General features: G+C 32.7%; 13 protein-coding genes. 4 read left to right on the top strand and 9 right to left on the bottom strand.

Annotation, left to right across the window (positions count from 1 at the left end):
• The 6 genes from ahbD to LI_RS01115 form a co-directional block, all read right to left on the bottom strand.
• Positions 1-1,245, bottom strand: a complete 1,245-nt coding sequence (ahbD, locus tag LI_RS01140) for a heme b synthase (RefSeq protein WP_081475778.1) — start codon at positions 1,243-1,245, stop codon at positions 1-3.
• A 53-nt stretch (positions 1,246-1,298) separates the two neighbouring features.
• Positions 1,299-2,297, bottom strand: a complete 999-nt coding sequence (gene hemB / locus LI_RS01135; RefSeq protein ID WP_011526287.1) for a porphobilinogen synthase — start codon at positions 2,295-2,297, stop codon at positions 1,299-1,301.
• Between the two features lie 113 nt (positions 2,298-2,410).
• Positions 2,411-3,595 carry a 12,18-didecarboxysiroheme deacetylase gene (ahbC, locus tag LI_RS01130; protein ID WP_011526286.1) on the bottom strand — a complete coding sequence of 395 codons (1,185 nt, stop codon included), beginning with the start codon at positions 3,593-3,595 and terminating at the stop codon, positions 2,411-2,413.
• An 81-nt stretch (positions 3,596-3,676) separates the two neighbouring features.
• Positions 3,677-4,735 (bottom strand): tRNA 2-thiouridine(34) synthase MnmA, encoded by a 1,059-nt coding sequence (mnmA, locus tag LI_RS01125; protein ID WP_011526285.1) that lies wholly within the window; start codon positions 4,733-4,735, stop codon positions 3,677-3,679.
• 164 nt (positions 4,736-4,899) lie between these two features.
• The gene (locus tag LI_RS01120) at positions 4,900-6,186 is read right to left on the bottom strand and encodes an adenylosuccinate synthase (protein WP_011526284.1); all 1,287 of its coding nucleotides are present in this window, start codon (positions 6,184-6,186) and stop codon (positions 4,900-4,902) included.
• Positions 6,187-6,438: 252 nt separating this feature from the next.
• Positions 6,439-6,762, bottom strand: coding sequence for a hypothetical protein (locus tag LI_RS01115; RefSeq protein WP_011526283.1), 324 nt, complete (start codon positions 6,760-6,762; stop codon positions 6,439-6,441).
• A gap of 226 nt (positions 6,763-6,988) precedes the next feature.
• On the opposite strand from LI_RS01115, the gene LI_RS01110 reads away from it, so the two are divergent.
• The 4 genes from LI_RS01110 to LI_RS01095 all read left to right on the top strand — a co-directional run bounded on the left by LI_RS01110 (position 6,989) and on the right by LI_RS01095 (position 11,793).
• Positions 6,989-8,263 (top strand): AICAR transformylase/IMP cyclohydrolase PurH, encoded by a 1,275-nt coding sequence (locus LI_RS01110; RefSeq protein WP_011526282.1) that lies wholly within the window; start codon positions 6,989-6,991, stop codon positions 8,261-8,263.
• A gap of 8 nt (positions 8,264-8,271) precedes the next feature.
• Complete coding sequence (locus LI_RS01105) at positions 8,272-10,344, top strand: ribonuclease catalytic domain-containing protein (protein ID WP_015353692.1); 2,073 nt, start codon at positions 8,272-8,274, stop codon at positions 10,342-10,344.
• Positions 10,345-10,364: 20 nt separating this feature from the next.
• Positions 10,365-10,961, top strand: a complete 597-nt coding sequence (gene plsY / locus LI_RS01100) for a glycerol-3-phosphate 1-O-acyltransferase PlsY (RefSeq protein ID WP_011526280.1) — start codon at positions 10,365-10,367, stop codon at positions 10,959-10,961.
• Positions 10,962-11,085: 124 nt separating this feature from the next.
• Entirely contained in the window at positions 11,086-11,793 is a 708-nt protein-coding gene (locus LI_RS01095; RefSeq protein WP_011526279.1) for a DUF3298 and DUF4163 domain-containing protein, read from the top strand.
• 39 nt (positions 11,794-11,832) lie between these two features.
• On the opposite strand, the gene LI_RS01090 is transcribed toward LI_RS01095, so the two are convergent.
• From LI_RS01090 to LI_RS01080, 3 genes are all read right to left on the bottom strand, one after another.
• Positions 11,833-13,413: an aspartate-alanine antiporter-like transporter gene (locus LI_RS01090; protein WP_231850144.1), complete on the bottom strand. Its 1,581-nt coding sequence runs from the start codon at positions 13,411-13,413 to the stop codon at positions 11,833-11,835.
• A 29-nt stretch (positions 13,414-13,442) separates the two neighbouring features.
• Positions 13,443-14,090 (bottom strand): tRNA 5-(aminomethyl)-2-thiouridylate-methyltransferase MnmM, encoded by a 648-nt coding sequence (gene mnmM / locus LI_RS01085; protein ID WP_011526277.1) that lies wholly within the window; start codon positions 14,088-14,090, stop codon positions 13,443-13,445.
• Between the two features lie 329 nt (positions 14,091-14,419).
• Positions 14,420-14,680, bottom strand: coding sequence for a hypothetical protein (locus LI_RS01080; protein WP_041817034.1), 261 nt, complete (start codon positions 14,678-14,680; stop codon positions 14,420-14,422).
• Positions 14,681-14,906 lie beyond the last annotated feature (226 nt).

The raw sequence follows: 14,906 nt of genomic DNA, 5'->3' as shown, positions 1-14,906 counted from the left end.
TTATCCCATATGGCCACGAGCACAAGGTGTAATGCCTTGATGATCAATAGGTTGAGAAGAATTCTTTTGTTTTAAATAGCGTTTTGGTTGATATGTACAAAGCGGTTCTTCACCCATATGATCACCATCCATACTCCAAGCTCGAGCCCTGCATCCACCACAAGATTTGTGATATTCACATACACCACATTTACCTTTATATTCAGACTGAGTACGAAATTGTTGAAATGTTTTGGCTTTTTTCCATATTTCTGGGAAAGGTGTTTCACGGACATTACCACAATCCATAGTGAGATATCCACAAGGTTGGACTTGACCTTCATAGCTTATAAAACAGAAGCCTGTTCCACCAAGACAACCACGAGTCATGGCATCCATACCAAAGGTATCTACATTAACAGGAACACCTTCTTCATGGGCACGTTGTCGCATAATTCTATAGTAATGAGGGGCACAGGTGGCTTTTAAATGCATAGAGGTTGTTTTTCTAAAATCATAGAACCAATGTAAAACTTCTTCATATTCTTCTGCTGTAATGGATTGTTCTGCAATTTCAGCAGCTCGACCCATAGGTACAAGAAGGAAAATATGCCAAGCAGAAGCTCCTAGTTCATCACAGAGTTTAAATATTTTTTTAAAATCATTGAGGTTACTTTTTGTTACAGTAGTATTAATTTGAAATTCTACCCCTTCATCTTTAAGATACTGAATACCACGAAGAGAAGCTTCAAAAGCTCCAGGAACCATACGAAAAGAATCATGGCTTTCAGCATTGTACCCATCAAGAGAGATTGAACAACGTTGAACACCAGATTTTTTTATAGCATGTGCTGTTTCTGGAGTAATAAGTGTTCCATTAGGTGACATTACACAACGTAAGCCTTTGGACGTTGCATAAGCCATGAGTTCATATACATCAGCACGCATCATTGGCTCACCACCAGTAAAAATAATAATAGGGTTACCAACTTCAGGAAATGTATCAATTAAAGCTTTAGCTTCTTCTGTAGAAAATTCTCCAGGATATGGATCCATATGAGCTTCAGCTCTACAGTGCTTACAAGCTAAGTTACAAGAGCGTGTTACTTCCCATGCAATTAGTTTACATGTTGGTGATCCGTCTGGTAATGTCCTAGGCATACCTCCTGGATGTGCACTTTTAGGATGAGCTCCATTTACATGAGGGTGTCCACTTCCATCAGAAGTTTTTCCCATTAATTGTTCATGAGGATGGCCTTTATACATATCTTTTCCTCTAGAAAGATGTCCCTCTAGAGATATTTTTTCTGCTTGAAGACTCATGAATCTACCCACCTTTTTTTTAGAACGTCCTCAGTAAAGTACGTTATTATTAATTTTGCACCAGAACGACGAATACCTATAAGGGATTCCATAATAACAGCTTGTTCGTTGATCCAGCCTTTTTCTCCTGCAGCCTTAATAAGCGCATATTCACCACTTACTTGATATGCTGCTATTGGAACAGGAAATGTCTCATACATGCGTCGGATGATATCTTGATATGGCCCTGCAGGTTTAACCATAATAATATCTGCACCTTCACTAATATCAGCTTGAACTTCACGAAGTGCTTCATTTGTATTTGCAGGATCCATCTGATAGCTTTTTCGATCACCTACTTGAGGAGCAGATTGAGCAGCTTCTCTAAATGGACCATAATAAGCTGACGCATATTTTGCAGAATAAGACATAATGGGTATATCTATAAAACCAGCATGATCTAATCCAGAACGTAACGCTTGAATTCGACCGTCCATCATATCAGATGGAGCTATCATGTCTGCACCAGCTTCAGCATGACTGATAGCAACTTTAGTTAATAATTCAAGGGTAGGATCATTTTTTACATGCCCACACTGATCTTCTACTTTTAGTAGTCCACAATGTCCATGATTTGTATACTCACAAAGACAAACATCTGTGATGACGTGTAATGAAGGCCATTTCTTTTTTAAAGTTCGAATTGCCTGCTGTATAATACCATTTTCATTATAAGCTTCTGTAGCATAAGAATCTTTTTTTTTGGGTAACCCAAAAAGAATAACAGATTTTAAACCATGATTAATTGCTTCATCAACTTTTTTTTCAAGATTAGAAAGTGAAAGCTGATACTGATTAGGCATAGAAGGTATAGGCTGAAAAAAATTACTATTATCTGTATCAACAACAAAATAAGGCATAATCAAGTCTTGACTATGCAATCTAGTTTCTTGGATTAAATCACGAACTTGTATTGAACGTCGAAGCCTACGGCCACGAAAGAAAATAGTATTCATGAGTATCCTTTATTTTTATAAAATAAAATGCCAATTAAAAAACAGTAAGTTTAATTGTCATTTTATTTGGACGTAACACTAATATATTAATATATATATATAATGTTTTACTTTCATTTTTTTATTTCATCATCTGTAAGGTAACAAGCTGGATCTGGAGCCCAAACATCTCCATAATAAGCTTCAGCTCTAGCCCTAAAATTTCCTCCACAAATATTAAGAAAGCGACATGTAGAACATCTACCTTTCACATGCTCTTTTTTGTTTTTCATTTTATGAAGCAATTCAATATTTGGGTCATCCCAAATTTCAGAAAATGGTCTTTCAAGGACATTTCCAAATGTATGATGTCTCCAAAACTGATCTGCATGTACTTTACCATCCCAAGAAATACATGCAAAGCCTCTTCCAGAACTATTACCTTCATTATATTGTAATAGTTCAAAAACATCAGCTGCTCGTTTTGGGTCTTCTTTTTGCAATCGCATCCATACATATGGTCCATCAGCATGATTATCTACTGTAAGTACTTCTTTTGGGTATCCTTCTTCAAAAAGCTTACGAGTTTTTTCCATAATAAGATCTATTGTAGCACGAGTCTCCTCATGACTTAAGTCTTCCTGGATGAGATCAGAGCCACGGCCAGAATACACAAGATGATAAAAACAGACTCGAGGAATTTCAAGATCACGAAGTAAATCAAATATTATTGGAAGATCAGCAACGTTTCTTTTGTTAATGGTAAAACGTAATCCTACTTTAAGACCTTCAGCTTTACAGTTTTCAATACCTTCAAGTGTTTTTTTAAAAGTATTTGGTACTCCACGGAATTTATTATGTACCTCTTCTGCTCCATCAAGCGAAATTCCTACATAAGAAAGGTTAACATGTTTTAATTCACGTGCTTTTTCTTTTGTAATTAATGTTCCATTGGTAGAAATAACGGCTCTCATGCCTTGACTTGTCGCATAGGCTGCAAGCTCAACTAAATCATTACGAACTAAAGGTTCTCCGCCTGAAAGTAATAATACTGGTGCACCATAAGCTGCAAGATCATCAATAAGGGCTTTTCCTTGTTCTGTAGACATAGGATCTGCCCCTTTTTCTTCATCTAAAGCAGTTGCATAACAGTGTACACATTTAAGGTTGCACCTACGTGTTGTGTTCCAAACCACTACTGGTTTTTTATCTGCTGAAAATTGCAATAAATGTGAAGGAAGTTTTCCAGAATGACGTCCATATCGTAATGCATCAGACGACTCTACCTGACCACAATATAACTTTGATATGCCAATCATGAAATCTCCTTAAATCTGCAAGGTATTAATTATAACTTCTGTTAATCATAGGAGAAAAATCATTTCAAAAAATTGTATACACTATAAATCATTTGTAATAAGTCCACCAGCTAATACATAACCAGATTTGTCAAAAATAGCTGCAAGTTGTCCAGGTGCTGCAGGAAGCTGTGGAGAGTGAAAATGTATAGTTATTTTTTTTGATGAAGACGTATTAGTTACAAATTGGATATCAGCAGGTACAGCTTGTTGTCTGTAACGAGTACGTACAAAAAGTTCTTTTGGCCAGTTATCCTGTGGAACTAAAAAGTTAATATCTTGAGCTGTACAGGTATCAACAAGTATATCTTTTGCTGTGCCAAGAACAAGTTCATTACAGGAGTGATTTTTGTGTGCAACATATAGTGGTTCTGACCAAGATACACCAAGCCCTCGTCTTTGTCCTTCAGTATACTTCCATAGTCCTTTATGTTTTCCTACTAATGTCCCATCAAGCATAACCATTCTACCTTCAGATAAGAGGTCTACATCAGATGACTGTAGGAATTTTCTATAATCATCATTAGGGACAAAACAAATTTCTTGGCTCTCTTTTGGTAGGGGTACTTCTAGTCCCATTTTTTGAAGACGTTCACGGACTTCTGTTTTTCGTAACGTTCCTAATGGGAAAATAGCTGTTTGAAGTTGTTCTCTAGGAGTTAAAGCTAAAAAGTAACTTTGATCTTTTGTAGAATCAGCACCACATTTTAATGCTTTACCATAGAGATCATGGTCAATAAGCGAAACATAATGACCTGTAGCAATTTGATTTGCTCCTAGTTCCTGTGCTTTTTTTTGGAGAAGACCAAATTTTACTTTAGCATTACAGTGTACACAAGGGTTTGGTGTTTTCCCATCTGCATAAGCTTTAATAAATGGACGAATAATGAGCTCATTAAATTCTTTATGTAAATCAACAACATGTAAAGGTACATTAAGGTTATGGCATTGTTCCTTAAGTGCAGGAACAGGATCATTAGTAATTTGTTCTTTAAATCGTGCATGTAGTGCAAATACATGATGATTTCCAAAGGCCTCTCTTAATGTAGCTAAGGTGTATAAACTATCTGTACCACCACTAACAGCTACAGCAACATTCATTCTATTCTATTCCTTTAACTAGTGATAATTAGTGTTATACCACTAGGGTTATTCCTTTAAAATATATTATAACTAGTAGAAGATACATCTTTCTACAGGTTTAAGATATAATTTTCATCTAGTAACAGTCAACATGTTTATTTAGGTCTATTATAATACTTCAATCATATATCCCGAAAAAGTGTTTGATTACGATCAGCTCCAACAGAAATGATAGTTATTGGAACACCTACTACTTGTTCAATTCGTTCAATATAGTTTTTAGCACACTGTGGTAATTGATTCCATGAAGTACAAGATTCTAGAGAATGTTCCCATCCAGGCATAGTTTCATATATTGGTTTTATTTCATTGAATAAAATGTGTTCATCTTGTGGTGGATAAGTAACACTTTCCCCTTGATAAGCATATGATGTACAAATATTAATTTTTTTGAGCCCTGAAAGGACATCAAGTTTTGTAAGTGCAAGCTCTGTAAAACCATTGAGTCTAACGCTATCTTTTAGCATAACAAGATCTTGCCAGCCACACCGACGTGGACGTCCTGTTGTTGCACCATACTCATGTCCTTTTTCTTGTAAAAATTTTCCTGTATTATCATATAATTCAGTAGGAAAAGGTCCAGATCCTACACGTGTTGTGTATGCCTTAACTATACCTATGATTTTCTCAGTTGAAGAAAGAGCAATACCAGATCCAATAGATGCATTTGCAGCAATTGTATTTGATGAGGTTACAAAAGGATATGTTCCATGATCAATGTCAAGGTGTACTCCTTGTGCTCCTTCAAATATTACTTTTTTATTTTTTATAAACGCATCTTGTAATATACTTGATGTATCAGATAGATAAGGAAGGATTCTAGATGCTGTTTCCATTACTTCATTAAATATAGTCTCTGCATTAACAAATTCAGTGTTATATAATTGAGTAAACAATGTATTTTTTTCTTTTAATGCTAATTCAATTTTTTTATAAAGAAGTTTAGGTTGAGTTAAATCTATAGTTCTGATCCCTATTCTAGAAACTTTATCTTCATAGCATGGGCCAATACCACGTCCTGTTGTTCCTATTTTTTGAGTGGTACTTGCATTTTCTCGAACCTGATCAAGTAGTTTATGGTATGGCATAATTAGATGTGTCTTGGTACTTAGTTTTAATCGATTAGGAGAAACATCTATTCCCTGTGATAGCAACGTATCTAATTCTTGTATAAAAATTTGTGGGTCAAGGACAACTCCATTACCAATTATACAAATTTTTTCTTTGTGAAGAATGCCTGAAGGAATAAGATGTAAGATATATGTTTTCCCATCAACAATAACTGTATGACCAGCATTGTTACCACCTTGAAATCGAACAACATAATCTGTGTCACGTGTTAATAAATCAACAATTTTTCCTTTTCCCTCATCACCCCATTGTGCTCCAATAATAACTACATTGGGCATAGTATCTCCTGACTAGCACAGGAAGAATTGTATAGATATAACCATTTATACTTCATGTGTAATTCCTTTCAAAAGTTATTTAAAGATAAATAGCTAGTTTTATAAGTATAGGAAGATAACATCCTACTATAAAAACTATTAGATTATAATTAATTGTATATAACTAAATTATTATTCCTAATATGGGCGCAATGGATTATATAGAGATAATAGGTAAGTGACAATGGATTAATTAAAGGTATAGAGATTGTGTTATGACTTTTCAATAAGTTTTTTAAAAGGAATTATTTTTGCTTGCTTAACTTCATGGGGTTTATTTTTTGTCTCAAGCATTACAGAAATAGGAACTTCATGAGATGATGTAGAAGGACGAACTTGTTCTGCCCAATTATAGTTAAACAGTTGATTCTTCATATGCTTTGCTTGAATTAAAGAAAAAATTAAGGTTGCTTCTTCCCAACGTTTTGTAGGTTCAAACTGAGATACAATATTAGCATATTTTTCCCAAAGTGCCATTAAAGAAGCTTCATCAAGAGATTCAAGCTGTCTAGCTAACTTTATTAATAACTGTTCCATATCTATTCCTACATTCAAACTTAGTCTACTTCAACTAATAACAACAATATAACATCTTGAATAATATATTGATTTAAATTTAAGTTCACATCCTCTCCTTTAGAGAGTATACTAACTGGCCAAAAGCTTCAAATGTTATTTACTATTAATGGCAGTCTATGCTAATTGCCTGAGTCAGTTAATATAGTTTCCATTTAACACACTCATTTTTTATAGAGGAATACCAATGGGTTTACTTAAAGATATGTACCATAAAGTAGTAGAAGAACACTTTCCCCCCACAATTACTATTAGTTTTGGAGATAAAATACTTACATATACAAAAAAAACATGGAATATCAATGGGGAAATAAAAGGATTGCGCTATGGAGATAATCCAGATCAGCCAGCAGCACTTTATGAATTTACTTCTGGTGAGTTAACTATAGGTGATACGATTTGGCGTACATCTGGAGGTATTATTTCTTCACTTACTGATGCTGAATTGATACAATCTGGTAAACATCCAGGAAAAACAAACCTTACAGATATAGATAATGGATGTAACATTCTTCAATACTTAGCAAGTCGTCCTGCTGCAGTTATATTAAAGCATAATAATCCTTGTGGAGTAGCATGGTCAAAAAAAAGTATTGGGAATGCATTAGAAAAAGCTTTTTGGTGTGATAGAATTGCAGCTTTTGGTGGTGCAATTGTTGTTAACCGTCCCCTTGATCATGACTCGGCTAACCTTATTTTTAAGCATTATTTTGAGGTCATTGCAGCACCTGATTATGAACCAGGTGTGCTAGAATTACTTACAACAAAAAAAAATTTGCGTATCTTAAAACTTCCTGGTCTAAATTCTTTAGATCAACTCACACATTCTCACTATCTTGATATCAAAAGTCTTTGTGATGGTGGACTGATTCTTCAAGAATCTTTTCTTAATCGTGTACGATCTACTGCATCTTTTTTACCTGCAACAGCTACCTCTAAGGATGGGGTTACAATATCTGCTAAACAACCAACAGATGAACAGATTGAAGATCTTCTCTTTGCTTGGTCAGTTGAAGCAGGAGTAAGTTCAAACTCAGTTATATTTGCACATGATGGTGCAACAGTGGCTATTGGTACAGGAGAGCAAGATAGGGTTGGTTGTATAGAGTTAGCTATTTTCAAAGCATATGCAAAATATGCAGACAAATTAACCTACCAAAATTACGGATTAAGTCTTTATGAGCTTCGTGAACAAGCTGCTAACGATAAAACTTCATTAGAAAAGCTTGAAAAAATAAAAAAAGAAACAAATGATGTTTGCGGAGGATTAAAAGGATCTGTTATGGTTTCTGATGGTTTTTTCCCATTTCGTGATGGTGTTGATTTATGTATTAACCAAGGAGTAACAGCTATCGCACAACCTGGAGGATCATTAAATGACTATGAAGTTATTAAAGCAGTCAATGAATCTTCTCCTCAAGTTGCTATGGTTTTCACTGGACAACGCTCATTTAAACATTAGGACAAATTATGGTTCAACATTTTGTCAGCCATGTAGGAGCTGGTTATCTTATTGAATTTATGCAAGACAAAGAACCTCAACTTGCTTGGGTTCTTGAAGAATTTCAAAATAAATTTAAAATATTATTACCTAATAGAAAAGAAATAAATATACAATCATCAAGGATTCTTCCTTGGATAGGTCCAAACTATAGAAATATAGAAAGTAAAGATATTGCAATAGCACACATTGAACAACATAAGTTTAAACGTAAAGAGCTTGAATCATCTTTTAATTCTTATGAATTATGGGAGATTGCTCAAGGAGAAATTATTCAAGCACCTGCAAAGTGGTTTTCTGAGCTAGTTACAACTTCTCCAGATATTGATACAATAGCAGCATGTGCACATGTCCTTTTAAAGGATAATATTCATTTTAAATTTCAATCACCTAATTTTGAAATATATTCAAAAGAGATTGTTGATATTCGTGTTAAAGAACAAGAAAAAACTATAAAACAGCAAGCATTTATTACTGATAGTATACCCTTTTTCCGTTATTTATGGGAGCTTTATACACAAAAAAAAGTCTATTCTATTAATACTGCTAATGTTTATACGCAATTTGAAGAACAGCTTCGTCAGATCATTATGGAACAAATTTCAAATCCAGAAAAAGCTGATAGTCAGTTATGGAAAAAACTTGTAACAGGACTTCCTGATGATCCATTTCTTGCTTTATATCTTGCACAAGCATGGGGAATATTACAACCACATCATAACATTTGGTTTGAGCGTATAGATTATGATCCTACAGATAATTGGCAACAACCTTTCCAAAACACTATAGACATGTTGTGTAAACAATCTTCTCTTTATACAACGTCTACCCTACCCCTTCCCTTTATAAGTATTGATTCAGAAACAACAAAAGATAAAGATGATGCTTTTTTTATTGAACCAATAGACAATGGATGGAAAGTGGTTGTTGCATTAGCCTGCCCTGCATTGAATTGGCCATTTGATGATCCCCTTGATCAAGCAGTTAGAAAAAGAGCAACCAGTATTTATTTACCAGAAGCAAGTTATAACATGTTGCCTAATGTATTAGGGATAGACAAGTACAGTCTTCATGCTCAATGTACTCGACCTGTGCTTATTATTACATGTATTGTTGGCTATGATGGTGTAGTAAAATCTTGTACACCATCTTTTGAATCTGTCTCTCTTGCTGCTAATCTTACTTATCATGAATGTGAGTATATTTTAGAGGATAACTATTCAGAAGATTCTCCATATGCTGAACAACTGAAGTTAGCTTTTCATGTAGCACAAACCTATCAAAAATATCGTCTTAAACATGGTGCTGTTATAGTAGAACGTTCAGAACCATATCTTTCTCTAATAGTTGAAGAGAATGAGACAAAAGTAGTATTAACAGAAGAGTTTGCTACTCCTAAATCTCATCTTTTGGTTTCTGAAATTATGATCCTTATTAATGCAGCAATAGCTCATTGGAGTTATGAAAATAACATTTCTCTTTTTTATAGAACACAAGACATTATAATTCCTGATCAATATAAAGGTATATGGAAAGAGCCTCATGATATTGCAAAAGTAGTAAAAGTGTTAGCACCATCTGTACTTGATGTAGTTCCCAAAAAGCATGCTGGCATCGGAGAAAAATATTATGCACCATCAACGTCACCATTAAGACGATATCCAGATATGGTTAATCAAGCACAAATTCTTCATGTATTACAACATGAAAAATATAAATGGTCTTTAAAAGAGTTAGAGATAATGCTACCTTATATTACTTCTCGTCTTGAATATACAAACCAAATACAGCGGTTTCGACAAAGATATTGGAAGTTGGTATATATTCTTCAACAAGATAAGAATACATGGTGGCCAGCTATTGTTACTGAGGTAACAGAACATTACATTGTTGTTAATTTGCCAAGAGAGCAACTTACTCTTCGGGCTCGTCGAAAACTTTTTACAGCTGTTCCTGAAATAGGACAGTCTATTTATATTCGTATAGGTAATATTCAACCACTACATAATGAAATTCATATATTAGAAATTCAGCAAGTCTAAAATAATATACTGGGGTTATTATGATAATAGACCTTATTTGGATTATTACTTCTTATGTTATTGGCTCTATTCCTTTTGGTGTACTTTTTGCCAATATTTTTTGTGGTATTGATCCACGAACATTAGGAAGCGGTAATGTTGGAGCAACAAATATAACAAGAATTTGTGGTAGAAAACTTGGGTTTATTACCTTATTTTTTGATGTATTGAAAGGATTTTTTCCTGTTGTAATAGCAACATATTTATCTGAAAGTCCATTTATGTATACTATGACAGGTCTAGCAGCAATTATAGGTCACCTTTATTCTTGCTTTTTACACTTTAAGGGAGGAAAAGCTGTAGCAACCTCTATAGGTGTTCTTATTCCAATTGCTTTTTGGCAACTGTTATTTGCTGCTATCCTATGTACTTTTTTCATATGGCGTTCTGGATTTGTTTCACTTGGTTCTTTGGTTTTAGTAACTTCATTACCTATTATTTTGTTCATTACAGGAAAATTTGCATATATTCCATTATCACTAATTATTATGGCACTTATTTTTTGGAGTCATAAACAAAATATTCAACGTCTCATTAAAGGTGAAGAAAAAGTTTGGAAACATAGTGAGTCAATATAGATTATAATTAGGGTATGTTCTGTTTATACAAAAATATCTTTATTTATATTATAAAATAACACTTAATTAAAATAAGATGTGTTATTTTTATATTTTGACCTTTATCTATAAAATAGGTTTTGTTATGCGTTATATTAATTATTATTATTATTATTATTATTTCTTATTTTTTTTTATTATTATAACTCAAACAATATGTTTTGCTCATAACACAGATGGTTCCTCTATTCTTGATCATAGTATTACTATAACAACAAAAGAAATGCAGGTTTCTGTACATTATCCAGAAATTCATAGTAGTAAGATTGATCAAGATATCAAAGGTTGGGCCCAACAACTTGTTGAAAATTTTAAAACAACTAATAGTGAAAAAGAACTTGCCATTGGTCCCTATGAACTTAGGGCAGACTATTCTATTACTAAACCCTCTGATAAAGCCATATCTATTATATATACTATAACAGACTTTACTGGTGGAGCTCATGGAAATTTAGAAATTTCTGTATTTAATTATGATCTAACTACAGAACAACCATTAGATCTTATAGACATTTTTGATGATGTTAATAGTGCCTTAAAAATTATGTCAGAATATTCATATAAGTCTTTGTCAGAAACACTAGGTAATATGTCAGATAAAGAAATATTATCTGTAGGCACAGCTCCTGATCTTGATAACTATAACTCAATTGCATTAATACCTAATGGTATCCGTATATTTTTCCAACCATATCAAGTTGCACCTTGGTCTGCTGGTCCTCAACAAGTTGATATGACACTTGAAGAGCTGAGTAAAGCTAACCCAACTAAAAAAATATGGAATTTATCATAATTATAAATAATAATAATAATAATAATATAATGATAGCAATTAAAATAGATATAGCGAACCAAGAGTGTACACCACTTTACTACTCATAATTTGTAAAAGTGTAACTACTGGAAAAACAATAGAATACACAGCTGCAACATATGGTGTTTTGGTTATAGCTGTTGCAATTGCAAAGGAAGAAGCTGTTGCACGTGCTCCAGCAAAACTGCCAATAGCATAAAGATAATTCATATGAAGAACAAACTTGATAAAATACCATGTTACTATCATAGGTAATATTGTTGTTATTAAACCACATAAAAGAATATTACCACTTTGAAGGATAATTCCCATATTTAAAGAAGCGCCTGTATGTACTCCTGTAGCAGCAAAAAATAAGGCAAGTCCTGTTTCTCTTAATAAGAGTAAAGATGAACTTGGTAAATAAAAATCTATAGAACCTAATTTTTTTATATTGGATAAAAAAATTGCTGTAAGCAATACTCCTGCTGAACTGCTTACCATAAATGTTTTGCCTTCGTACAGAGGGATAGGGATATTGCCTAATAGCCATCCAAGACTAATAACAAGCATAACAGGCATAACATCAGCAATTTGTAGTTGTCTTGGATCATCGCCTAATAATCTTCTTAATGTCTCAATTTGTCTTGGATCCCCACTAAGATGTAAGATATCCCCCATATATAAACGTGTTCTTGGTGTAAGTGGAATATCAATTTCATTTCTATGAACATGTTCAAACATAAGAGTATCCATATGGCATTTAGCTGCTAAGTGCATGATTCTTGAGCCACAAGCTTCTTTTTTTGTAACGACTAATTGATAATGATGTATATGTTCTTTAAAATCAGTATCATTTGCTATTTTTGCATGTAAAAAGGTTTCTACTCTTTTTAACGCATTTTCAGAACCTAAAAGACGTATTTTATCTCCAGGACAAATTTTTAATAATGCTGATGCTGGAGCTACAACTTTTCTTCCTGCAGGAATAATATGTGTGATTCTTACATTAAAAAGATTATGGATTTCACGAACTGAAGAGACAGATCGAGGGTATACTTCAAAACAACCAATATGAATAGGTGGATTTTCAAAAAGAGATTTTTGATGTAATTCTTCTTCAGCTTTTCTGGTATCTGACTTATCAAATGCAATAATCCATTGTGTATATAAAATACTTGCTAAGATACCAACAGGATATAACAAACTATAGGCTGTTGTTATTATAACAGACTGATAAGGTGATACAGAGTCTAATATACCAGCTAAGGCAGGAGAGGAAACCATAGCTCCTGCATAAATACCAGCCATTCCAGCAGGATCAATATCAAACCATGAACCAGAGATTACAACAGTTATAACAGCTGTAATAGTAAAACATAAAGCAACCATGGAAAATTGAAGACCTTTTCCTTTCAATGCACTTAAAAAACTTGGTCCTGCATCTGTTCCTATGGCATAAAGAAATATTAATAGTCCAATACCACCAATATCTTGTGGAATAGACGCACCCATTTTACCAAAAGCAATACCTACAAATAAAATAGCTGCACTGCCAAGGGAGGCTCCCTTATAGTTTAGTCTACCTAATGCATAACCTATTGCAATTGATGCACACAAATAAAATATCCATGGCTGTGAAAAACTATTCATAACTGTTTACGTTTAATAAGCACTAATTGCTCATTGTTCTTTTGTTTAAAAATTTGTTTATAGATTGTTATATCCCATTTATTTAAAGAAAGTTGTTCACTCCAATATAAAACAGCTTCACTTTCTTCTACTCCTCCTAAGTGTCCTGTATAACAATGAATAGTTATAATTCCTCCAGGAGCTAATACATTTAATGCATTATTTAATGCCATTATTGTAGTAGTAGGTTGTGTAACAATTTTTTTATCACTTTTAGGAAGAAACCCAAGATTAAACATCACACCAGAACAAATATCTATTTGATTATTAAAATGGTAGAACTCTACTAAATGAGTATTTTTTTGAAAAAAGTTTAATGTTTCAGCATATAAGCGTTCATGTCCACTTTTTATGAGTGTAACTTGTTGTTCCAAATGTAAAGATATAAGCCTTTGATATGTATTCGTTATAGCCTCTTGTTGGATATCAAAGGCTAATACTATACCTTGTGTTCCAGCAAGTTGTGCTAAGAAGCATGTATCATAACCATTCCCAGCTGTAGCATCAATAAAAATAGGTAGGTGATACTGATAAGTGGACAATGCTGAAGTAACTGCCTGATGCGCTAATACATCTAGCTTTTTGAAGTCAGTAATAAACTTCAATGTAATCCTCAGCTACTTTTGAACAGTTAGTTTAGATACCTTGTGTATAAAAACACAAAGCATATACCGTTTGCTTAATAAGGCTAGTGTCATTTTGCATTTATTATTAAAAATTCGCAATAGGTTCCTACTATAGTATGAAATTAAATATTTTTATAAAATAACTAATGACTCTTATTTAAAAGAATATATCTACCTAACGTAAAATAAGTTATAAGTATATTTTTAATCAAAAGAGCGTAAGTATTATAGACAAATTAATATATAATGTATTACTTTATTATGTTGTGACAAATATGTTATTATCTGATAGTAATTGTTCTGTTTATTTATTTTTTATCTTCTACTTTGTACTCATCTGAAGATAGATCATAAATATTATTATTATTATTATTATGTTTAGTTGTATAATATATAATTTTTGTATTATATAAACTCTTACCTGTTATTTTAGATATGACTGATAAAACAAAAAATGTTATAAATAAAATAGATATTATAAATATTCCAACTGTAGTAAGAGAAAAAATAATAAGTACAGCAGCTATTGAAGTTATTATTATAGTAATAACTTTAATAAAATTATTCATATCTACTCCATAGTTACTATAACACGTCATTAAAATGATTATTATATTTATTTAACTTATAGTAATATATTTTATTTAAATATTTTACTAATAATCTACAAACTTTACTTTAACAAAAATAGAACTATGTTTTTTAACCTAATGATGCAACATATATTTATTATTACTACATAATTAGTAATAGATAAAATTAATTTTAATATGTAATTTCTATTTTTATAATATA

The organism is Lawsonia intracellularis PHE/MN1-00 (assembly GCF_000055945.1).
Taxonomy (GTDB): Bacteria; Desulfobacterota; Desulfovibrionia; order Desulfovibrionales; family Desulfovibrionaceae; genus Bilophila; species Bilophila intracellularis.
Note: the sequence above shows the minus strand (reverse complement) of the source record. Positions and strands in the feature narration are given on the sequence as shown.

What these genes read in the sequence shown, in the direction of transcription:
- ahbD (WP_081475778.1), bottom strand. Translation starts at nt 1,245, where the DNA reads ATGTATAAAGGCCATCCTCATGAACAATTAATGGGAAAAACTTCTGAT.
- hemB (WP_011526287.1), bottom strand. Translation starts at nt 2,297, where the DNA reads ATGAATACTATTTTCTTTCGTGGCCGTAGGCTTCGACGTTCAATACAA.
- ahbC (WP_011526286.1), bottom strand. Translation starts at nt 3,595, where the DNA reads ATGATTGGCATATCAAAGTTATATTGTGGTCAGGTAGAGTCGTCTGAT.
- mnmA (WP_011526285.1), bottom strand. Translation starts at nt 4,735, where the DNA reads ATGAATGTTGCTGTAGCTGTTAGTGGTGGTACAGATAGTTTATACACC.
- LI_RS01120 (WP_011526284.1), bottom strand. Translation starts at nt 6,186, where the DNA reads ATGCCCAATGTAGTTATTATTGGAGCACAATGGGGTGATGAGGGAAAA.
- LI_RS01115 (WP_011526283.1), bottom strand. Translation starts at nt 6,762, where the DNA reads ATGGAACAGTTATTAATAAAGTTAGCTAGACAGCTTGAATCTCTTGAT.
- LI_RS01110 (WP_011526282.1), top strand. Translation starts at nt 6,989, where the DNA reads ATGGGTTTACTTAAAGATATGTACCATAAAGTAGTAGAAGAACACTTT.
- LI_RS01105 (WP_015353692.1), top strand. Translation starts at nt 8,272, where the DNA reads ATGGTTCAACATTTTGTCAGCCATGTAGGAGCTGGTTATCTTATTGAA.
- plsY (WP_011526280.1), top strand. Translation starts at nt 10,365, where the DNA reads ATGATAATAGACCTTATTTGGATTATTACTTCTTATGTTATTGGCTCT.
- LI_RS01095 (WP_011526279.1), top strand. Translation starts at nt 11,086, where the DNA reads ATGCGTTATATTAATTATTATTATTATTATTATTATTTCTTATTTTTT.
- LI_RS01080 (WP_041817034.1), bottom strand. Translation starts at nt 14,680, where the DNA reads ATGAATAATTTTATTAAAGTTATTACTATAATAATAACTTCAATAGCT.